General features: G+C 74.0%; 19 protein-coding genes and 1 pseudogene. 10 read left to right on the forward strand and 10 right to left on the reverse strand.

The genetic code is table 11. The annotated features are described in order from the left end of the window. Positions 1-26: 26 nt before the first annotated feature. Positions 27-716 carry a response regulator transcription factor gene (locus OHA72_RS31610; protein ID WP_326999677.1) on the reverse strand — a complete coding sequence of 230 codons (690 nt, stop codon included), beginning with the start codon at positions 714-716 and terminating at the stop codon, positions 27-29. Between the two features lie 114 nt (positions 717-830). Between OHA72_RS31610 and asnB the strand changes: the two genes are divergently transcribed. From asnB to OHA72_RS31620, 3 genes and pseudogenes are all read left to right on the forward strand, one after another. Then, positions 831-2,714 carry an asparagine synthase (glutamine-hydrolyzing) gene (gene asnB / locus OHA72_RS31615; RefSeq protein ID WP_326999678.1) on the forward strand — a complete coding sequence of 628 codons (1,884 nt, stop codon included), beginning with the start codon at positions 831-833 and terminating at the stop codon, positions 2,712-2,714. Between the two features lie 151 nt (positions 2,715-2,865). Beyond that, positions 2,866-3,177 (forward strand): annotated as a pseudogene (locus tag OHA72_RS64945) (GAF domain-containing protein); the annotation flags it as partial. A 349-nt stretch (positions 3,178-3,526) separates the two neighbouring features. Next, positions 3,527-4,444 (forward strand): sensor histidine kinase, encoded by a 918-nt coding sequence (locus tag OHA72_RS31620; protein WP_326999679.1) that lies wholly within the window; start codon positions 3,527-3,529, stop codon positions 4,442-4,444. Between the two features lie 108 nt (positions 4,445-4,552). Here OHA72_RS31620 and OHA72_RS31625 read toward each other — a convergent pair whose 3' ends face one another. Further along, positions 4,553-5,137 (reverse strand): hypothetical protein, encoded by a 585-nt coding sequence (locus OHA72_RS31625; RefSeq protein ID WP_326999680.1) that lies wholly within the window; start codon positions 5,135-5,137, stop codon positions 4,553-4,555. 19 nt (positions 5,138-5,156) lie between these two features. Between OHA72_RS31625 and OHA72_RS31630 the strand changes: the two genes are divergently transcribed. Genes OHA72_RS31630 through OHA72_RS31640 form a run of 3 tightly spaced genes read left to right on the forward strand, consistent with a single transcriptional unit; the run spans position 5,157 to position 7,941 of the window. Further along, positions 5,157-5,657 (forward strand): YfbM family protein, encoded by a 501-nt coding sequence (locus tag OHA72_RS31630; RefSeq protein WP_326999681.1) that lies wholly within the window; start codon positions 5,157-5,159, stop codon positions 5,655-5,657. After that, positions 5,644-6,537, forward strand: a complete 894-nt coding sequence (locus tag OHA72_RS31635) for a hypothetical protein (protein ID WP_326999682.1) — start codon at positions 5,644-5,646, stop codon at positions 6,535-6,537. Before OHA72_RS31630 ends, OHA72_RS31635 begins: the two co-directional genes overlap by 14 nt. Positions 6,538-6,594: 57 nt before the next feature. Next, positions 6,595-7,941 carry an MFS transporter gene (locus OHA72_RS31640; RefSeq protein WP_326999683.1) on the forward strand — a complete coding sequence of 449 codons (1,347 nt, stop codon included), beginning with the start codon at positions 6,595-6,597 and terminating at the stop codon, positions 7,939-7,941. Between the two features lie 148 nt (positions 7,942-8,089). On the opposite strand, the gene OHA72_RS31645 is transcribed toward OHA72_RS31640, so the two are convergent. Continuing rightward, positions 8,090-8,305 carry a hypothetical protein gene (locus OHA72_RS31645; protein WP_327011964.1) on the reverse strand — a complete coding sequence of 72 codons (216 nt, stop codon included), beginning with the start codon at positions 8,303-8,305 and terminating at the stop codon, positions 8,090-8,092. On the opposite strand from OHA72_RS31645, the gene fusA reads away from it, so the two are divergent. Further along, a complete protein-coding gene (gene fusA, locus OHA72_RS31650; protein ID WP_442788753.1) occupies positions 8,210-10,174 on the forward strand; it encodes an elongation factor G in 1,965 nt (654 codons plus the stop codon). The genes OHA72_RS31645 and fusA overlap by 96 nt on opposite strands. A 60-nt stretch (positions 10,175-10,234) precedes the next feature. Here fusA and OHA72_RS31655 read toward each other — a convergent pair whose 3' ends face one another. From OHA72_RS31655 to OHA72_RS31675, 5 genes are read right to left on the reverse strand one after another with little or no spacing between them, the layout of a single operon-like run. Next, positions 10,235-10,378 carry a hypothetical protein gene (locus tag OHA72_RS31655; protein WP_326999684.1) on the reverse strand — a complete coding sequence of 48 codons (144 nt, stop codon included), beginning with the start codon at positions 10,376-10,378 and terminating at the stop codon, positions 10,235-10,237. 59 nt (positions 10,379-10,437) lie between these two features. Further along, on the reverse strand, positions 10,438-11,961 hold the full coding sequence (locus OHA72_RS31660; protein ID WP_326999685.1) for an FtsX-like permease family protein: 1,524 nt from the start codon (positions 11,959-11,961) through the stop codon (positions 10,438-10,440). After that, positions 11,904-13,139 carry a hypothetical protein gene (locus OHA72_RS31665; RefSeq protein WP_326999686.1) on the reverse strand — a complete coding sequence of 412 codons (1,236 nt, stop codon included), beginning with the start codon at positions 13,137-13,139 and terminating at the stop codon, positions 11,904-11,906. The genes OHA72_RS31660 and OHA72_RS31665 overlap by 58 nt, the downstream gene beginning before the upstream one ends. A gap of 55 nt (positions 13,140-13,194) precedes the next feature. Further along, positions 13,195-13,914 carry an ABC transporter ATP-binding protein gene (locus OHA72_RS31670; RefSeq protein ID WP_326999687.1) on the reverse strand — a complete coding sequence of 240 codons (720 nt, stop codon included), beginning with the start codon at positions 13,912-13,914 and terminating at the stop codon, positions 13,195-13,197. Positions 13,915-13,943: 29 nt separating this feature from the next. Then, positions 13,944-14,528 carry a PadR family transcriptional regulator gene (locus OHA72_RS31675; protein ID WP_326999688.1) on the reverse strand — a complete coding sequence of 195 codons (585 nt, stop codon included), beginning with the start codon at positions 14,526-14,528 and terminating at the stop codon, positions 13,944-13,946. A 425-nt stretch (positions 14,529-14,953) separates the two neighbouring features. Here OHA72_RS31675 and OHA72_RS31680 point away from each other — a divergent pair, with 425 nt between their 5' ends. The 3 genes from OHA72_RS31680 to OHA72_RS31690 are packed head-to-tail and all read left to right on the forward strand — an operon-like array spanning position 14,954 to position 16,694. Continuing rightward, entirely contained in the window at positions 14,954-15,391 is a 438-nt protein-coding gene (locus tag OHA72_RS31680) for a hypothetical protein (RefSeq protein ID WP_326999689.1), read from the forward strand. Between the two features lie 11 nt (positions 15,392-15,402). Beyond that, positions 15,403-16,233 (forward strand): alpha/beta fold hydrolase, encoded by an 831-nt coding sequence (locus OHA72_RS31685; RefSeq protein ID WP_326999690.1) that lies wholly within the window; start codon positions 15,403-15,405, stop codon positions 16,231-16,233. Further along, complete coding sequence (locus OHA72_RS31690; RefSeq protein WP_326999691.1) at positions 16,230-16,694, forward strand: GNAT family N-acetyltransferase; 465 nt, start codon at positions 16,230-16,232, stop codon at positions 16,692-16,694. The genes OHA72_RS31685 and OHA72_RS31690 overlap by 4 nt, the downstream gene beginning before the upstream one ends. 121 nt (positions 16,695-16,815) lie before the next feature. On the opposite strand, the gene OHA72_RS31695 is transcribed toward OHA72_RS31690, so the two are convergent. Beyond that, entirely contained in the window at positions 16,816-18,858 is a 2,043-nt protein-coding gene (locus OHA72_RS31695; RefSeq protein ID WP_326999692.1) for a methyl-accepting chemotaxis protein, read from the reverse strand. A 56-nt stretch (positions 18,859-18,914) separates the two neighbouring features. Then, complete coding sequence (locus OHA72_RS31700) at positions 18,915-19,868, reverse strand: aldo/keto reductase (protein WP_326999693.1); 954 nt, start codon at positions 19,866-19,868, stop codon at positions 18,915-18,917. Positions 19,869-19,935: the final 67 nt, after the last annotated feature.

The following is a 19,935-nucleotide window of genomic DNA, read 5'->3' on the forward strand; positions in this document are numbered from 1 at the left end:
TCCGGCGCCGGCCTGAGCTGACGCTTTCATGCGGCCTCGTTCAGCCGGTAGCCTCGGCCGTACACCGTCTGCACGTAGCGCGGCTCGGCCGGGTCGGACTCGATCTTGCGGCGGAGGTTGACGACGTGGGCGTCGACGGTGCGCTCGGAGACGTCGCGCTCGAAGCCGAAGACCCGGTTGATGATCTCGCCGCGGGTGAAGACCCGGCCGGGCTCGCCGGCCAGCAGTTCGAGGATGCCGAACTCCTTTGCGGTGAGCACCACCACGGCGTCGTCGAGGCGGACCTCGAAGCGGCCCGCGTCCACCACCAGGTCGCCGACGCGCAGCACCTGCTGGTGCCCGGGGCTGCCGATGCCGGAGCGGCGCAGCAGCGCCCGCACCCGCGCCGCCAGCTCCCGCGGGCTGACCGGCTTCGTCATGTAGTCGTCGGCGCCGAGGTCCAGGCCGAGCAGCAGGTCGTCCTCGGTCGAGCGGGCCGTCACCAGCAGGATCGCCACGGTGGACTCGGCGCGGATGATCCGGCACACGTCGAGGCCGTCGACGAGCGGCATCATCACGTCCAGGACCAGCAGGTCGGGCCGGCGGGACCGGCACTGCTCCAGCGCCAGCCGCCCGTTGGGGACGGTCAGCACGCTGTGACCGTCCCGCTCCAGGTACAGCCGGATCAGCTCTGCCTGCTTCGGGTCGTCGTCGGCGACCAGGATCCGTGCGCTCATCGCCGATCATTGTCGCGCGCGGAGTGTGAAGAACCTGCGAAACCTCGGCCGGATTTCGATCCGGCCCATGGTTCTTCATCAGTTCCCAACGACCGGCTCCCTACCTTCACCGCCATGTGTGGATTCCTGGTGTTCGTGAGCACGGACGGCACGGTGGCGACGGAAGAGCTCGCCGCGGCGTTGGACCTCCTGCGCCACCGCGGGCCCGACGAGACCTCGCTGCACGTGGACAGCGGCGCGGCGTTCGGGTTCCAGCGCCTCGCCATCGTTGACGTCGCCCACAGCCACCAGCCGGTGTCCTGGGGCGGCTGGACCGTGGTGTTCAACGGCGAACTGTACAACTTCCGCCAGTTGCGCGCCGAGCTGATCCGCGACCACGGCGCGGACTTCAGCACCGAAGGCGAGGCGGAGGTCCTCGCCGCCGCGTTCCACCACTGGGGGCCGACCGCGGTGCACCGGCTGCGGGGCATGTTCGCGGCCGTCCTGCGCGACCGGGCGACCGGCGTCGTCCACGCGATCCGCGACCCGTTCGGCATCAAACCGCTCTACCACCTGCAGACCGCGGACGGGCTGTACCTGGCCAGCGAGAAGAAGGCGCTGCTGCCGTTCGCCGGCGCCTCGACCCGGGTCGACACGGTGGCGCTGTCGCACTACCTGACGCTGCAGTACGTGCCGGAGCCGGCCACGCTGCACCCGTCGGTGCGGCGGCTCGAGGCCGGCCACACGCTGACATGGACACCGGGTACCCCACCGGCCATCGAGGCGTATTTCCGGCACTCGCTGCGGCCGGCGGTGCGGCCCGCGCAGGACGCGATCGCCGCGGTGCGCGACGCGCTGCGCGACAGCGTCCACGCCCACCTGCAGTCCGAGGTGCCGCTCGGCGCGTTCCTGTCCAGTGGCATCGACTCGACCGCCGTGGTGGCGCTGGCCCGGGAGAAGCGTCCGGGGATCCGCACGTACACCGTCGGCTTCGACGACGAGCGCTACAGCGAGGTCGAGGCGGCGTCGGAGACCGCGGCGGCGCTCGGCGTCCAGCTGACCGCGACCCTGGTCCACGAGGCGGACGTGATCGCGGCGCTGCCGCGCATCGTGTGGCACCTCGACGACCCCGTCGCCGACCCGGCGGTCGTGCCGCTGTACTTCCTGGCCCGCACCGCCGCCCGCGACGTCACGGTGGTGCTGTCGGGGGAGGGCGCGGACGAGCTGTTCGCCGGCTACGAGATCTACCGGGAGCCGGCCGCGCTCGCCGGCGTCGCCGCCCTGCCCGCGCCGCTGCGCCGGGGGCTGCGGGCCGTGTCGGCGGTGATGCCCGAGGGGGTGCGCGGCAAGAGCTTCCTGGAACGGGCGACCACGCCGATCGGGGAGCGCTACTACGGCAACGCCCGCATCTTCGGCCCCGCTGAGAAGGCCCGCCTCATGCGCGGCCCGGCCGAGCCGCACACGACGGTCACGGGCCCGCTGTACGAGGCGGCGGCCGACCTGGACGACGTCGCCGCCATGCAGTACGTCGACCTGCACACCTGGCTGCCCGGGGACATCCTCACCAAGGCCGACCGGATCTCGATGGCGCACTCCCTGGAGCTGCGGGTGCCGTTCCTGGACCGTGCGGTCTACGCCGCCGCCGCGGCGCTGCCGACGTCGCTGAAGCTGGCGAAGACCACGAAGTTCGCGCTCCGCGAGGCGATGCGCGGCATCGTGCCGGACGCCGTCGTCGACCGCCGCAAGCTCGGCTTCCCCACCCCGACCAGGGTCTGGTTGCGCGGCGACATCGGCGCCTGGGCCGGTGACGTCATCGCCGACGCCGGCGTGGACCACCTGCTGGACCTCCGCCACGCCCAGCGCCTGCTCGCGGCGCACCGGCGCGGCGACGGCGACCATTCGCGCAAGATCTGGACCGTGCTCATGTTCTGCCTCTGGTACGCCCAGCAGAACACCCCCCGCCCACTGGTCGCCCGTTCCCAGGTGATTTCCCGTTCCCGGGGGGAACACCCAGAGTAGGGCAGACGCTACAAAGAGTAGGTGCGGAGGCTGACGTATGAGCGGTAGGACGGACACGGGACAGCTCGCGGCGCGGCGCCGGCTGGCTGCGGTCGGGCGTGCCCGCGCCAACTTGGCGAGCTGGCAGCCGTCGGTGCAGCGCCTCGCCGACATGGTCGTCGAGGCGGCCGGGGTGCCCGTGTCCGTGGTGTCGCTGGTCACCGCCGACAGCCAGGTCATGCTCGGCTGCGCCGGCGGCGGGACCTCCGACGGCGGCGCGTTCGAGATCCCGCTGTCGGCGTCGCTGTGCCGTGAGGTCGTCATCACCGGCCTGCCGTTCATCGCCCGTGACACCGCGGCCGACGCCCGGTTCGCCGGCACCGACCCGGTGCTGGTGCACGGGATCCGGGCATACGCGGGTTTCCCCGTCGCCGACGAGGACGGCCTGGTCCTCGGGGTCGTCTCCGTCGCCATGTACGAGCCGCACGAGTGGACGGTGGCGCAGCTGTCCACCGTCGACAACGCCGCGCAGCTGTTCGCGGAACTGCTCGGCGGCGCCAACGCCGCCGACGCCCGCCGCCACGCCGCCGTGGAGGAGCAGCGCGCGTTCCTCGACGCGCTGCTGGACAGCCTGGACATCGGCGTCGTCGCCTGCGACCAGCAGGGGCGCCTGGTGCTGCTCAACTGGGCGCTGCGCAGCTTCACCGTCGGGCCGGATCCCGACGTCATCGGCACCGGGCCCCAGGACTGGGCCGACCGTTGCAACGTCCGGCACCCGGACGGCCGCCCGTACACCCCGGAGGAGATGCCGCTGGCCCGGGCGCTGCGGGGGAGTGTGGGCCGACGACATCGACGGCGCGGGCCTGCTCGTGCAGGACCCGACCGCGGACCTCGTGCTGCGCTCCGCGGTCGTCGTGCCGGTCCGCAGCGGCGAGGACCGCCTCGGCACGCTCGTGCTGTGCTCCAACGCCGCCGAGCAGCCCAACGACATGCTCTCGGTGATGCTCAGCGGGATCGCCGCCCAGTTCGGCCAGCACCTGCAGCGTCGCCGCGCCGAGGGCCTCGCGCTGCTGCTGGCGCGCAGCCGCCACGAGTACGTCCGGCTGGTCGGCCACGAGCTGCGCACGCCGCTGACGTCGATCGCCGCGTGCACCGACCTGCTCTGCGCGTTCGGCGACGAGCTGCCCGGCGACGCGCGGGAGCTCCTCGAGGCCGTCACCCGCAACAGCGACCGGCTCCGCCACATCATCAACGCCCTGCTGGACCTCGCCGCCCTCGACAGCGGCCACGTCGTGCTGCACCGCACCACCTTCGACCTCGCCGTCGCGGTCCGCCACGCCACGGCGGGCCCGTTCGAGCGGCAGGTGCACGTCCGGTCCGACACGCCCGACGCACTGCTCGTCGACGCCGACGAGACCCGCATCCGCGAGGTCCTCCGCGCCCTGGTCGGCAACGCTGTCACCTACAGCCACCCCGGCGGCGACGTCACCGTCACACTCACCACCACCGCCGGCCACGCCTGCCTCACCGTCACCGACACCGGCATCGGCATCCCGCCCGACGAGCTCGACGAGGTCTTCGAACGCTTCCAGCGCAGTTCCCGCGTCCGCGACCTCGGCATCCCCGGCCTGGGCCTCAGCCTCGCCACCAGCCGCGCGGTCCTGGACCGCCACCAGGGCACCATCACGCTGCACGAGACCCGGGGCGGCGGCGTCACCGCCGAGGTCCGCCTCCCCCTGCACCCGCTCTGACCCGATGCCGACGCCCCGCAGGCGTTCGGGCGGCCGCGGCGCGACGCTCACACCGGCGGCTGACCCGCCTGCTCGAGGCCGCGCCACCGACCTGCTGAGCGGGCGCGGTCACGGCACGTTCCGCCGGGTGCGGCGGTGGGTGCCGATGACGCCGAGGGCGCCGCATGCCGCGGTCCCGGCCGCGCCGAGGGCCGCGAACGTGCCGACGACGCCGCCGATGAAGCCCCACGGGTCGGGGCCTGTCGTGACGAACCAGCCGTGCGGGTCGTAGCGGATGCGGACGGAGTCGCCGACCCGGCTGCGCTCCTCGGCCGGGTACCGCAGCTCTCCCCGGCCGGCGAGCACGATGTCGGGGTGGGTCGCGTCGTCCCCGCCGGCGGGCTCGACCGAGCTGACCTGCCCGACCGCGGGGATGCCGTTGGCCGACATGTACAGCGGGCAGATCGAGAACGCGGCGCCGAGCGTGAACGCGGCCAGGCAGATCCCGACGCCGCGCGAGCCGAGCCAGTTGTAGTCCGCGGCGGCGGACGTGTAGACCCACCACCCGGCCACCGCGGCGGCCACGGCGAGCAGGATCCCGCCGACCATCCACCCGATGCCCTGGTGCCCGCCGAGCACCCCGGCGACGCAGGCCGGCACCAGTGTCACCGCCAGACCGGCGAGCGCCCAGCCGGCCCCACGGACGAAATCCATCGCGGCATACTACTGACCCATGGGGATGGAGCTGATCGGGCGCCGGTTGACGGCCGGCGAGCTGCGGGCGGTGCTCGAGGACCCCGAGGCCGTCGACGAGCTGCTCTACGGCGACCTCGACGACGACGCCGAGATGCCCGAGCCCGACCTCGACCTGGACAAGTCCTGGCACGCCGTGCACTTCCTGCTCACCGGCACCGCGTGGGAGGTCACCGAAGGCGCCGGCGAGGCGGTCCTCGGCGGCACCGAGATCGGCCAGGACGGCGGCTACGGCCCGGCCCGGCTGTTCGACCCGGCCGCGGTCCGCCGGGTCGCCGCCGCGCTGGACACGGTGGACGTCGGCGCGCTGCGCGCCCGGTTCGACCCGGCCGCGATGGCCGCCGCCGACATCTACCCGAGCGCGCTGGCACTCGGCCCGGACGACGTCGAGGCCTTCCTGGCGCCGCAGCTCGCCGAGCTGCGCCGGTTCTACGGCACCGCCGCGGCCGCCGGGCAAGCGGTGCTGGTTGCCATCGCCTGACCGCGCACCGGCGGGGCGGTTCGTCGCGGTCGCCGAGGGGCCCGGCGGCTGCTACGCCACCGTCGACGACGCCGGGAGCGTGTCGGTGTGGGCCGGGCCGGGTGAGCTGCGCTCGCGGTTCGACGCGATCCCCGGCGACGGCGCGGAAACCAGGTCGTCGGACTCGGTCGCGGTGACGACCGGGCCCGCGGGGATCGAGATCGTCGTCGGCTCCTGGCACCGGGGCGTCGCCGGGTTCGACCCCGAGGGCGGCGTTCGGTGGCGGCGGCGGGACATCCGGCACGTGCACGACGTCCGCGCACTGCCGGACGCCGGCGGCGCCCGCCGGGTCGCAGGTGTCGTGACCGAACGGCAGGGCGGCCTGGTGCTCGGGCAGACCGGCGGCACCCGGCTCACCGTGCGCGGCGGGAGGTTCCTCGCCGGATGGGCCGACGGCTCGCTGCTCGCCGCCGACCGCAAGGGCAGCGCCCGGCGTCTGGCCCGCGACGGCACCGTGCTCTGGCGGCTGCCGCTGACCACGTTCGCGGTCCTCGACGCCGCCGTGGACGACGGGGCGCTGATCAGCGTCGCGGCGCGGCGGCTGACCTACGTGGGCCCGGACGGCACGGTCGCCTGGAGGGTGCCGACCCCGCACGGCGAGGCGGTCCCGATCGTGCGGGCCGACCCCGACGGGGACGGCTGGATCTGCCTCAGCACGGCGTCCGCCCGCCATACCGTGCCGACCGTCTGGCGGGTCGCCCGCGACGGCGGGCTGTCCCCGGTCGCGGAGGTGCCCGCCCCGCCCGATCTGTGGCTCGGCTTCGCCGGCGGCGGCACCCACCTGCTCGGGTCCGACGGCAGGCTGGTCGAGCTCGGCCTCGGCCCGGCACCGTGGCGGTGATCACTTCACGGTGCGCGGCGGGCGCGGAAGCACCCGGGTGGGTGGAGGCTGGAGGCCATGTGCGCAGCCTGCGGAGCCGAGACCCACACAGAAGCCGAGGCCCCCACCGCCGCGCCCATCGCCAAGGCGGCGCCCCGCAGGTTCGCCGCGCTGCGCAACAAGGACTGCCGGCCCTACCTGTTCGGGGCGGCACTGGCGATGATGGCCGACAACATCGAGCACGTGATCACCTACTGGATGCTGTGGGAGAAGTTCCACTCCCCGGCGCTGTCCGGGTTCCAGGTGATCAGCCACTGGGTGCCGTTCCTGCTGTTCTCCGTGTACTTCGGGTCCCTCGCCGACCGGTTCGACTGCCGGCGGGTCATCCAGGCCGCGCAGCTGCTGTTCGCGTCGGTGTCGGTCGCGTGGGGCGTGCTGTTCCTGACCGGCACCCTGCAGGTCTGGCACGCGTGTGTACTGCTGGTGCTGCACGGCCTCGCGGGCTCGCTGTGGGGGCCGGGCGAGCAGCTGATGCTGCACGACTTCGTCGGCGACGAGGAGCTGCCCAGCGCGGTCCGGCTCAACGCCACGTTCCGCAGCCTCGGCGTGCTGTTCGGGCCGGTCGTCGGCTCGGCGCTGCTGCTCGGGCTCGGTGCGACCGCGGGCATCTTCGTCAACGTGCTGTTCTTCCTGCCGCTGACGCTGTTCCTGTTCCGCACCAGGTTCACCGGCCACACCCGCGACCACGGGGCACCGCGGGCCAGGGTCGGGCTGATGGAGTCGGTGCGCGTGCTCAAGGCCGTCGGCAGCAACCACACCCTGGTCAGCATGATCATCCTGGGCGGGCTCGGGTCGTTCTTCGTCGGCGCGTCGATGCAGTCCGCGATGCCGATCTTCGCCCAGGACCTGGGTGCCGGCGGCGCCGCCACCGGCGAGGGCGTCGACGGCGCCAGCCTCGCCTACGGCGTCCTGCTGTTCGCCAACGGCGCCGGCGGGGTCATCGGCGGCATCCTCCTTGAGGCGACCGGGCGGATCAGGCCGACCGTCCTCGCCGCCGTGATCAGCACCGCCGTCTACGGCGTCACCAGCCTGTTCTTCGCGATCACCACCAGCTACCCGCTCGCGGTGGCCCTGCTCCTGCTCGGCGGCGTGGCGAGCCTGGCGTCGATGTCGATCGGGCAGACCGTGGTGCAGCTGCTCGCGCCGCCCGCGGACCGGGGCCGGGTCATCGGCGTGTACGGGATGTCCGCGAACGGCCTGCGGGCCGGCAGCGGCTTCACCGTCGGGCTGCTCGGCGCCGCGATCGGCGTGCACTGGTCGCTCGGGCTGAGCGCCGCGTCGCTGTGCGTCGGCACCGCCCTGGCCGGCGTCTATGCGCTGCGGGGGCGAAAAGCGGTTCCCGTCACTGGCGCGGCGCCGGTATGATCTCTGTGTCGTGCTGAGGGAAGGGGAGACCGCCATGCGTTACCGCGTCGCCGTCGTCATCCCCCGGTCCCGGCACGAGGTGATCCTGGTGTCTTCCTGCCCGCTGGTGTGAGCCCGCGCGGCCGCACCGGCTGGACCCTGCGCCTCTTCATGTCACGACGCCGCACCGGCGCCGTGACCGGCGTGGGGCAATCGCGCTGCCCTGTTCAGACACCACGCTGAAAGGCCGCAGGCCGTGCGCACCCATCACCTGTCCCAGACCCGCAACATCGGCATCCTCGCCCACGTCGACGCCGGCAAGACCACCACCACCGAGCGGATCCTGTTCCTCACCGGCGCCACCTACAAGCAGGGCGAGGTCCACGACGGCACCACCGTCACCGACTTCGACGCGCAGGAGCGCAAGCGGGGCATCACGATCTTCGCCGCGGCCGTCAGTTGTACCTGGGACGGCCACCGGATCAACCTCATCGACACGCCCGGGCACGTCGACTTCTCCGCCGAGGTGGAGCGCTCGCTGCGCGTCCTCGACGGCGCCGTCGCCGTGTTCGACGGGGTCGCCGGGGTCGAGCCGCAGAGCGAGTCGGTGTGGCGGCAGGCCGACCTGCACGGGGTGCCGCGCATCGCGTTCGTGAACAAGCTCGACCGCGCCGGCGCCGACCTCGACGCCGCGGCCGCCTCGATCGGGGCGCGGCTGCACGTCACGCCGTTGGTCGTCCAGCTGCCGATCGGCGCCGAGGAGCGGTTCACGGGCGTCGTCGACCTGGTCACCCGCCGGGCCGTCACGTGGACCGGGGATGCCATGACGGTCGTCGAGGTCCCCGACCCGGCCGAGATGGAGCGGCGCCGGCGCCTGCTGGAGGAGGCCGTCGCCGAGCTGCACGCCGGTGCCCTGGAGGAGTTCGTCGCCAACGACGGGCTCAAGGACGCCACGCTGCGTGACGCGCTGCGCGACATCACCGGCTCCGGCGCCGGCGTGGTCGTGCTGTGCGGCTCCGCGTACAAGAACCGGGGCATCGAACCGCTCCTGGACGCGGTCGTGGCCTACCTGCCGTCCCCGCTCGACGTCCCGCCCGTCCACCCGCAGCGTCCGGCGAGCCCGGACGCGCCGTTCGCCGGCCTGGTCTTCAAGGTGCACGCCGCCACCACCGGGCGCCTCACCTACGTCCGGGTCTACTCCGGCACGATCACGAAGGGAGCCACCGTGCTCGACACCGGCACCGGACGCACCGAACGCGTCAGCCGGATCCTGCACGTGCAGGCGGACCGGCACACCGAGCTGGACGACGCCTCCGCGGGCGACATCGTCGCGGTGGTGGGCGTCAAGCACGCGAGGGTCGGCACCACCCTCTGCGCGCCCGACGCGCCGCTGGTACTGGAGGCCGCCGTCACCGCGGAACCCGTCGTCTCCGTGGCGGTGGAGGCACGCGTGGCCACCGACACCGACCGGCTGTCGGTCGCCCTCGCCCGCCTCGTCGAGGAGGACCCGTCGCTGCGGGTGCGCAGCGACCCCGAGACCGGGCAGACGGTCCTGTCCGGCCTGGGTGAGCTGCACCTGGAGGTGGCCGTGGAGAAGCTGCGCCAGGCGAACGGCCTGACCGTCAACGTCGGCCGTCCGCAGGTCTCCTACCGCGAAACCGTCGTGGCGGGGGTCAGCGGCCTGCTGTACCGCCACGTCAAGCAGGACGGCGGCTCGGGTCAGTACGCGCACGTGCTCATCGACGTCACCACGTCCGAAGAGCCGTTCGCGTTCGACTCGGCGGTCGTCGGCGGCCGGGTCCCGAAGGAGTACGTCAAGGCGGTCGAGGCCGGCTGCCGCGACGCGCTGCTGGAGGGTCCCCTCGGCGGTCACCCGGTCACCGGGGTACACGTGACGCTGGTGGACGGCCAGACCCACTCGAAGGACTCCTCCGAGCTGGCCTTCCGCACCGCCGGCCGGCTCGCCCTGCAGCAGGCGCTGCGGCAGAGCACCATGGCGGTGCTCGAACCGGTCGCGGAGGTCACCGTGACCGCTCCCGACGACACCGTCGGCGCGGTCCTCGGCGATCTCGCGGCCCGCCGCGGCCGGGTCACGGACTCCACGACCCGGGCCGGCACGGTCGTGGTGACGGCGACGGTGCCGCTCGCGGAGCTGTTCGGCTACGCGACCCGGCTGCGCAGCCGCACGCAGGGCCGTGGCACGTTCACGACCCGGCCGGCCGGCTACCAGCAGGCCCCGGAAGGCACGGTCTGAACGGCAGTGGGCGCCTGCCAGGTTCGGCGGGCGCCCACTGATCGTCTGAGTGGCGGTTGTTCAGCGCGTCATCGTCGAGTACAGGAAGCCGACGATCACCAGCACGCCGATCACCCCGAAGAGGATCAACGCACCGGAGCCGCTGGTGCTGGCGCCGCCCTCGTCCTGCAGCTCGGACGTCTCGGGCTCTTCGTCGGAAGTCACGGGATCTCCCTATTCGGACTTGCGGGACATCCTACCGCGACGCCGTGACCCCCAGGAGCTCAGGCCCGTCGTTCGATGGGGAGCCGGGCCCTGGTGAACAGCGCCGTGCCCAGCATCGCCACGACCGGCACGACCAGCACCGCCACGACCACGTTCGGCCACGGGATCGACAGCGGGTACGTCACGTCGCTCGGCCACACGCTCAGCGTCTCGCGGTTGAGGGCGGCGAGCACCGCCCACCCGGCGCCGATCCCCGCGGCGGCGCCCAGCAGCGAGCCCAGCCCCGCGATCACCCCCGCCTGGCTCAGCGTCAGCCGGCGGCGCACGCCGGGTGACGCGCCGACCGCGCCGAGGGTCGCCAGGTCCGGCCGGCTGTCGACGGCGGCGAGACCCGTCGCGATGCCGGCCGCGCCGAGGGCGATGACGGCCGCGACGATCGCCAGGACGACGAGGTTGACGGTGGCGCTCGGCCGGTACGGCAGGGCCACGGCCCCGTGGTAGTTGTTCCCGAGCGCCTCGGAGGCGGCGTTGAAGGCGCCCATCTCGGCCCTGGTCGGGATCCGGCTGGTCGCCACGACGACGCCCCTGAGCTCGACCGCGAGCCCGGCCTCGGCGACGGCCTGCGGCGAGAACGCGACGAAGATCCGCGACACGGCCGTCGTGGTGACGTAGCCGGGGACGGTGGCGGTGTGGTTGACGCCGTCGGGGTCGTCCGGGGTGGGCGCGGCGATGATGATCCTGCCGTCCTCGACCAGGGCCGGGTCGGCCACGACGGCGCCGCCGGCCCGCAGGGTCGCCTCGGCGCGGGCGAGGTCGTCGCCGTGGGCGCCGGAGATCACCCCGAACGTCGAGCCGTCGTCGACGATCGTGGTCGCGTTGCCGCCCCCGCTCATCATGTAGCTGTTCTCGTGGCAGCGCGGGTCGCGGGCCGCCTTGCGCTGCTCCTCCTTCGTGGCCTCACCCGGCCGGTACGGGCAGCGCCGGTGCGCGGGCCGCAGGGGTGTCAGCCAGCAGTACACGGGTCCCGTCGCCGGTGCCGCGCCGGGCGCCGCCGGAGGGCAGGTCGCCGCCCGCAGCTCGACGGTCCGGGCCACCGGCAGGGTCGACGTCGCCGCCTCGACCAGCCGCGAGGTCGGCAGCGGGTCGGCCCGTTCGCCGTTGCGGCCCACGCCGCGGGTGATCTCCGCGTATCCTTCCGGCAGGGCCGCGACCTGCATGTCGCGCTGCCGCTGGACGTCGCTGGCGAAGTACACGCCGATCGTGACGGCGCCGAGGACCGCGGCCATCACCGCGGAGATCGCCGGCGCGGTCGAGGACCGGTTGCGGGCCAGGTCCCGCACCGCGATGCGAGGGGCGAGCGGCAGCCCCCCGCCGAGCCGGGCGATCAGCCCGACCAGCGTCGGCGTGCACACGACCAGGCCCAGCTCGGCCAGGACGAGGCCGCCCATGACGACGGTCGAGTCGACCGCGACGATGCCGTAGGCCGCGGCGGCCCCGCCGGCGCCGAGGGTGCACAGCCCGACGATCAGCCAGCGGCGGCCGGGCCCGGTCCGGTTGCGCCGCCCGGCGAGGGCGGCGACCACGTCGGTGCGGGCCGCCGCGAACGCCGGGACGAGGGCCGCGCCGACCCCGGCGATGAGCGCGAGTCCGGCGATGCCGAGCAGCGCGAGGGGAAGACCCGGTAGCCGCCGGCCCGGGCGTGGGCGACGTTGTCCTCGAACACGCCCCGCAGCGCGAACGCCACCGCGATCGCGGCGGCGGTGCCGGCGACCGCGGCGACGATGCCGAGCAGGACCCCGTCGGCCAGGACGATGCGGCGCAGCTGCGCCGGGGTGCCGCCGTTGGCCGCGACGAGCGCCAGCTCGCGGCGCCGCCGGCGGGCGCCGACCGCGAACGCCGGGCCGGCGAGGAGCACGACCTCCAGCACGCCGAGGCCGAACACGAGGATGCCGAGCCCGAAGGCGCGGCCGTCGCTGGACGGCCAGGTCAGCGCGTCCGGGGGCGGGTCGAGCACGACCGCCCGGGACCGCACGACCACGCCGTGCTGGTTCATGGCCCGCACCTGCTCCCAGGTGACCGGGCCCGGCGCGTCGATCAGCCAGCTGGTGCTCTGCCCGGCCGGGTCCACGCTCAGGGTGCCGGGGCGCACCACGGCGAGGGGCTTGAGGTCGTCGGGGAACTCCATCTCCGCGACGACCCGCAGCTCGCCCTGCCCCTGGTCCTGCCCGGGCAGCTTGACGGTGCCGCCGGCCTTGACGCCGAGCAGCTCCATCGCCGCCGCGTTCAGGGCGACCTCGCCGGTCGACGCGGGTGCCCTGCCGTGCAGGACCGAGACCTTCCCCCGGTACGCGGGGTCGGCGAGGTCGAACTGGTGCGCGCGGAGCGTCTGCTCGCCGGTCGCGCCCTGCAGCCGGATCTCCCGCTCGTCGACCAGCGCCACGCGGGAGCCGGCCGGCAGCAGCGCCAGCAGGCCCTCGGCGCTCGGCGTCCCGGGCTCGTGGTTGCCGGCGCTCATCGTGCCGTAGCCGTCGGCGTCCTGGGTGATCGCGCCGGAGAACGGCCAGTGCGCCGACGCCTCGAACCGGCCCAGCTCGCGGTCCAGCGTCTCGGTCCTGGTCAGCGTGAACATGTCGTACATGACTGCCGCGAACGACAGTCCCAGCACCGGCAGCAGGATCAGCGACAGCACCAGCGTGGTGCGGCCCTTGGCCCGGCGCGCCTCCCGCCGTGCGATGCGCAGCGAGACCAGCCAGCCCCTCACGCCGCCACCTCGCTGCAATCCTGGTTCGCGGCTCCTGCGCTGCGCTCCGGCCCGCTCACGAGGCGGCCCCGTCCAGCAGATGCTCCGGCTCGGCGAGGGGGCCGGAGGTGTCCACGACCACGCCGTCGCGCAGGAACACCACCCGGTCGGCCCACGCCGCGTGCCTGGCCTCATGGGTGACGAGCACCCCGGCCGCGCCGGCGTCGACCTTGGCGCGCAGCAGCCGCAGGACCGCCTCACCCGTCTGCGAGTCCAGCGCGCCGGTCGGCTCGTCGGCGAGGATCAGCCGCCGCTGCCCGACCAGCGCCCGGGCGATCGCGACCCGCTGCTGCTGGCCACCGGACATCTCGTCGGGGAAGCGCTGGGCGTACCCCTCGAGCTCGACCTCGGCAAGGGACGTCAGCGCGGCCCGCCGGGCCTTCCGCACGCCGACGCCGTCGAGCTCGAGCGGCAGCGCGATGTTCTCGGCCGCGGTGAGGCTCGGCAGCAGGTTGAGATCCTGGAACACGTAGCCGATCCTGCGCCGGCGCAGGGCGGCGAGCGCCTTGCGGCCCAGGCCCCGCAGGACGGTGCCCTCGACGGCGACCTCGCCCTCGCTCGGCGCGTCGAGCCCGCCGGCGAGGTTGAGCAGCGTCGACTTGCCGGACCCGGAGGGCCCCATGACCGCGACCAGCTCACCCGGCCGGACGGTCAGCGACACGCCGCGCAGCGCCAGGACGGTCGCCTCGCCACGCCCGTGGGTGCGGTGCACACCCCGCAGCTCCAGCACGCTCATGCCGCCACCTCCGCTTCGCTGCGGCCCGCTCATGCCGTCTTCTCCTTGTCGTCGTCCCTGTCCGCGACGGGCGCCGGCGCCGGGGGAGGAGTCGGCAGCGGGGCGTGCCGGGCCAGGCTGGCCTCGCAGTGGTCCAGCCACCGCACCTCGGCCTCCGCCTGGAAAATCATGGATTCGAGCACGAGCCGCCATGACAGGTCGGCCGGGTTCGCCGTGCGCTGCTTCATGCGGGTGTACTCCTGCAGCATCCGCATCGTCGCGGTCCGCTGCGCCTGGATGATGCGGGGCACGTCGACGCCCGGCGTCGTCAGCGCGAGGGCCAGCTTGATCGCCAGCTCGTCGCGGGGACGGTCGCCGCGGCCGATCGGCGTCGCGAACCACGCGGCGAGCTCGGCGCGACCCGCGTCGGTGATCTCGTACGGCCGCTGCCCCCCGTCGTGCTCCGGCAGCGACCGCACCAGGTCGTCGCGTTCGAGCCGCGACAAGGTCGTGTAGACCTGCCCGATGTTCAACGGCCACGTCCCGCCGGTGGACTCCTCGAACGAGGTCCGCAGCTGGTAGCCGTACATCGTGCCGCGCTGCAGCAGCGCCAGCAGGCCGTACTTGATGGACATAGATACGGAGTATGCATACCCGGTATGCGACGCGCAAGCCGCCTTGCCCCGTCAGGTCACCATCCGGGCCTGCGCCGCAGCCTTCGACGCGTGGTTCGGCGCCCGCCGCGCCGACGCCCGGTTCGCCGCGTTCGTCCCGCCATCCCGGTACCGGTGATCACCGTGCCGCCGGCGAGCATCCTGGAGCCGTGGCAGCTCGTCCACGCCGTGCCCGAGGCGGGCAGGATCGTGCACCGCCGGGCGGCGGCGCGCGCCTTCGCCGACGCCGAGTACGGGCCGACCGGCTCGCTGCCGGGCGCCCACCGGCCGAACCGGCAACCGCCCCGCGCGGCCCGGCTGGCGCAGTTCGGCGAGCTGGCCCGCGCCGCCGGCTTCGACGTCACGCTCCCCGGCGCGGTCGTTCCCGGTGCCGCTGAGGTTGCGGCGTGGCTGGACGTGCTCGGCGGGGCGTGTCCGGGCGCAGCCGGGTGCTTGCCGTCGTGCGGCAGACCCCGGCCGTGGCCGCGGCGCTGCCGGCGACCCGGTTCGCCGGCGGTACCCTGCCCGAGCTGTGCGGGTTGGACCCCGGCAGGTTCGGCCCCGGCGGCGACGTCGAACGCTGGCGCACCGAGCTCACGCTGATGCACGCCAGGACGCCCGGCGACATGTGGGCGACGTCCGCGACCAGCGGGGTCGCCTCCGCCGTCGCCCTGTGGACCGGTGACCGCCCCGACCCGCCGGCGCTCGCCCTCGCCACCCGCAACCTGCTGCTCCTGCTCCCGGCCGCGGCCCCGACGCCGGCCACCGCACCGGCCCTGCCATCGGCGCAGGATGTGGCCCGGATCGCCGCCGCCGTCGCCGCGCACCTCAATACGGGCAGATAGGCTCTGGACGCATGGGGGCTGAGATCGACGTCCGGCTGGACGACGGGCGGACGCTGCACGCGTACGACACCGGCGGCGGCGACCTCGTGATCTTCTGGCACCACGGCACGCCCAACACCGGTGCGCCGCCGTCGCCGCTGTTCGCCGCGTCCGAGCCGCTCGGCGTCCGCTGGATCTCCTACGACCGCCCCGGCTACGGCGGCTCGACCCCGCGTCCGGACCGCACCGTCGCCTCGGCCGCCGCCGACGCCGCGGCGGTCGCCGACGCGCTCGGCGTCGACCGGTTCGCGGTCATGGGCCACTCAGGCGGCGGCCCGCACGCCCTCGCCTGCGCCGCGCTCCTGCCCGACCGGGTCACGGCAGCCGTGAGCGTGTCGGCGCTGAGCCCGTACACCGGCGAAAACGACGGCTATTTCGCCGGGATGGCCGACGGAGGGGTCGCCTCGCTGCGCGCCGCAGTCGCCGGCCGCGCCGCGAAGGAGCGGCACGCGGCGACCCGCGACGACGATGTCGACATCGGCTTCCTCCCCGCCGACTGGCAGGCTCTGGAGACCGACTGGTCCTGGTTCGGCGAGATCGTGGCCGCCGCCCTCGCCTCCGGTCCTGCCCCGCTGGTCGACGACGACCTGGCCTTCGTGCGCCCGTGGGGCTTCCCGCTCGCCGCCGTCACCGCCCCGGTCCTGCTCATGCACGGCGCCGCCGACCGCATGGTGCCCAGCGTCCACGCCACCCGCCTCGCCGCCCAACTGCCCGCCGCGACCTCGCGGATCGTCCCGTCGGAGGGTCACATCACCGTCATGCGCCACGCCACCGACGCCCTGCACTGGCTGCACTCCCGATGACCGACCGTTCCCGCCCCGGCTACGTCCTCACGACGGACCCCACCCGGGTCGACGTCGACCTCGTGCACCGCTGGCTGTCGGAGGAGTCCTACTGGGCCGCCGGCCGCGCCCACGACGTCGTGGCCCGCTCGATCGCGGGCTCCCTGCCGTACTCCGTCTGGCACGACGACACGCAGGTCGCCTTCGCCCGCGCCGTCACCGACGGCGCCACCTTCGTCTGGATCTGCGACGTCTTCGTGACCACCGCCCACCGCGGCCGCGGCCTCGGCCAGTGGCTCGTCGACACCATCGTCGAAGACCTGTCCGCCGCCGGCCTGCAACGCTTCCTCCTCGCCACCCGCGACGCCCACGAGGTGTACCGCCGCTCCGGCTTCGAACCTCTCGCCGGCCCTGGCCGCTTCATGGAGATCGACCGCCGCCCCACCCGCGCCGCCATCCTCGCCGCCCTCCCCGACACATAACCACCCGCTGCCTCGCCCGCCCCCACGTTCCCCGCGCCGCCCAGCACAGCACCGCCGGTCGGTGCGGCGGAGAACGTCCGGTACACGCCGTGGAAGGCGCGCGGGACGGCGGGAACGGGCGTCAGTCCTCGCCGAGGAGGGTGGTGATGTAGTGGGCGATCGTGGTGACCGTCTGCGGGGACGGACTGACGAACTCGATGCCGACCTCGCCGGCGGTGTCGGTGTCCAGGTGGCGGACCGCGCGGCCCTGCAGCTGGATGCGTTCGGCGCCGAGCAGCAGTGTCAGGTCCAGGGTCGACTCCAGGGCGGGCCGCCAGCCGGTCTTCGCCGCGCAGCGCAGGCCGGAGATGCTCAGGTCGAGCAGGTCCGCCTCGGCCTGTGTGGCGGCCTGGGAGAGCAGGACGGTGCCCTGGACGGCGGCGCGGTTGTGGCGGCGGCGTTCCAGGCGGTCGGTGACCTGGGCCAGGCTCTCGATGCGGGTGATCGCGGCGCGCACCGCGCCGACCAGTTGCTCCACCGACGCGCGCTGGCGGGCGGCGACCGCGGTGAGCTGGGCGGTGACGTCGCCGACGGCGTTGACGCCCTGGCTCATGTCGGTGATGACGCCGGCCATGGCGGAGGCGTCGGCGCCGAGCGCCTCGACGGTGCTGGTGATCTCGCCGGTGGAGTCCTTCGTCTTCGTGGCCAGGTTCTTCACCTCGCCGGCGACGACGCTGAAGCCGCGGCCGGCGTCCCCGGCGCGGGCGGCCTCGATGGTGGCGTTGAGGGCGAGCAGGTTCGTCTGGCCGGCCACGCCTGCGATGAGGTTCGCGATGCCGTCGACGCGGCCGAGGCTGGTGGTGACCGCGTCGATGACGGAGTCGGCGTCGGCGGCGCGGTCGACCACGGTACGGGTGACCCGGTCGGCGGCGGTCGCCTGCTGCTCGATCGCGTCGGCGGCGGCGAGGACGTCGTCCGCCTCCGACATGACGATGCGCAGCTCGGCGAGGGCGGACGCGCTGGTCTCGTCGATGACCTCGCCGGCGCGGCGGCGGACGGTCTGCTCGGCCAGCTGCTGGCGCACGTTCGTCGTCATGAGCTGCGCCTCCTTGGCGAGGCGCTCCTCGGACAGGCGGCGTTCCTGCTCCTGGAGGGAGTCGAGCATGGCGTCGACGGCGCGCCCGAGCACGGCGATGTCATCGGTGCCCGAGGGGTTGATGCGCAGCTGGTGATCACCGGAGGCGATGATCTGCTCGGTGGTGCGCCGCAGCGGGCCGACCCGGCGGCGCAGCGCCGACCGTACCCCGTACAGCACGCCGATGACGAGCAGCACGGTCGCGACCGTGACGAAGACGAACAGCTTGACCGCGGTCGTGGAGGCGGCGGCGCGGATCGGGCGGGCCGCGACGACCTCCAACACGACGCTGCCGCCGTTGACCGTGCCGATGACGGCCTCGACCGCGATGTGATCGGCGCCGAGGACCTTCGTGCCGATGCGCAGGTCGCCGAGCTCGCTGTGCAGGGTCGGCTGCGGGTCGGTGCCGGAGCGGGCCCGCTGGGCGAGCTGCAGCGGCAGGTCCAGGGCGGTGCCCAGGTCCGCGACGCGGTCGTCGTCGAGGCGCTTGAGCAGGATCATCCCGCCGGACGGGGCGCCCTCGCCGCTGCTCTGGAACGCCCCGACGCCGCAGAACAGGTACGGCGCGTCCGCCGACACGATGCCGCACCGGGACACGCCGGCCTCGGCCGCCGGGTCGAACAGCTGGCGCAGCACCGCCGGGTCCCGCAGCTGCGGCGGCGGGGTGCCGTGGGTCGGCACGTCGGTCGTCATCCCGCCGACCCGGAGCGTGCCGTCCGCGCCGATGCCGAACATGCCGTCGATGTCATTGGCGGAGCTCTGGGCCTCGGGCGGGAAGTCGGCGGCGAAACCGTCCTTGTCGCTGTTGCCGATGTCGTTGTACGCGTTGTCCCACACCGCGTTCGTCGCGCCGAAGGCGGTGAGCAGCTGCGCCTGGGAGTTCAGCCCGATGCGGATCCGGTCCGCGTCCTGCGCGACCTGGCGCGCCTCGAGCTGCTCGAACGCCCCGGTGGTGATCAGCTGCATCAGCAGGAACGCGGCGGCGAGACCGGCGAGCGCGCCTGCGACGGGCAGCAGCAGGCGCGACAGCCGGCGTACGTTGGGACCCACGATGACCAGTTCGGCACCGGAGGTCCGGACCTTACCCGATCCGGCAGGAAGGTCGCTTACCGCGAGCCGAGGTGGGCCATCATCGGTTCGGGATACCGGGAGCCGAGGGCGGAGTCCGCCGGCACCGCGGCCTCGATCGCGGCGAGATCGCCGGCGGTCAGCTCGACCGGGGTGAGGGCCTCCGCGAGCCGTTCGCGGGTCCGCGCGCCGACCAGCGGCACGATGTCGGCGCCCTGCGCGGCGACCCACCCGATTGCCAGCTGCGCGACCGTGACCCCGCGGGCGTCGGCCACCTTGCGCAGCGCCTCGACCAAATCGAGGTTGTGCCGCACGTTGCCGGGTGCGAAGCGCGGCCCGTGCGCGCGGAAGTCGCCGGGCGCCATCGCGCGGTCCGCGCGCCAGTGCCCGGACAGCAGGCCGCGGGACAGCACCCCGTAGGCCGTCATCCCGATGCCCAGGTCCCGCAGCGTCGGCAGCACGTCGTCCTCCACCCCGCGCGACAGCAGCGAATACTCGATCTGCAGGTCGGCGATCGGGTGCACGGCGTGTGCCCGGCGGATGACGTCGGAGCCGACCTCCGACAGCCCGATCTCGCGGATGTACCCCTCCTTGACCAGGTCGGACAGGGCGCCGATGGTCTCCTCGACCGGCACCGCGGGGTCCAGCCGGGCCGGGCGGTACACGTCGATGTGGTCGACGCCGAGGCGCACGAGGGTGTATCCGAGGAAGTTGCGGATCGCGGCGGGGCGCGTGTCCATGCCGCCCCACGCGTTGTCGGGGCCGCGCAGCGCGCCGAACTTCACGCTCAGCTTGACCTTGTCACGGTCGCCCGGCCGCAGCGCGTCGCGGATGAGCAGCTCGTTGTGGCCCATCCCGTAGAAGTCGCCGGTGTCGATGAGGGTCACTCCTGCGTCGACGGCGGCATGGATCGTGGCGATGCTCTCCGCGCGGTCCGACGGGCCGTATATGCCCGACATTCCCATCGCGCCCAGCCCGATGTTGCTCTTCATGGCGTTTTCTCCCGGTGTACGGCGAATGCCTTCCGCCTCCGAGCCTGCCGCCGCTCGCATCGCGCTG

The sequence above is a fragment of the Dactylosporangium sp. NBC_01737 genome, assembly GCF_035963215.1.
Lineage (GTDB): Bacteria > Actinomycetota > Actinomycetes > Mycobacteriales > Micromonosporaceae > Dactylosporangium.

Excerpts from the sequence above, each read along its gene's own strand:
- OHA72_RS31610 (WP_326999677.1), bottom strand. The coding sequence starts at position 716 with ATGAGCGCACGGATCCTGGTCGCCGACGACGACCCGAAGCAGGCAGAG.
- asnB (WP_326999678.1), top strand. The coding sequence starts at position 831 with ATGTGTGGATTCCTGGTGTTCGTGAGCACGGACGGCACGGTGGCGACG.
- OHA72_RS31625 (WP_326999680.1), bottom strand. The coding sequence starts at position 5,137 with ATGGATTTCGTCCGTGGGGCCGGCTGGGCGCTCGCCGGTCTGGCGGTG.
- OHA72_RS31630 (WP_326999681.1), top strand. The coding sequence starts at position 5,157 with ATGGGGATGGAGCTGATCGGGCGCCGGTTGACGGCCGGCGAGCTGCGG.
- OHA72_RS31640 (WP_326999683.1), top strand. The coding sequence starts at position 6,595 with ATGTGCGCAGCCTGCGGAGCCGAGACCCACACAGAAGCCGAGGCCCCC.
- OHA72_RS31670 (WP_326999687.1), bottom strand. The coding sequence starts at position 13,914 with ATGAGCGTGCTGGAGCTGCGGGGTGTGCACCGCACCCACGGGCGTGGC.
- OHA72_RS31675 (WP_326999688.1), bottom strand. The coding sequence starts at position 14,528 with ATGTCCATCAAGTACGGCCTGCTGGCGCTGCTGCAGCGCGGCACGATG.
- OHA72_RS31685 (WP_326999690.1), top strand. The coding sequence starts at position 15,403 with ATGGGGGCTGAGATCGACGTCCGGCTGGACGACGGGCGGACGCTGCAC.
- OHA72_RS31690 (WP_326999691.1), top strand. The coding sequence starts at position 16,230 with ATGACCGACCGTTCCCGCCCCGGCTACGTCCTCACGACGGACCCCACC.
- OHA72_RS31700 (WP_326999693.1), bottom strand. The coding sequence starts at position 19,868 with ATGAAGAGCAACATCGGGCTGGGCGCGATGGGAATGTCGGGCATATAC.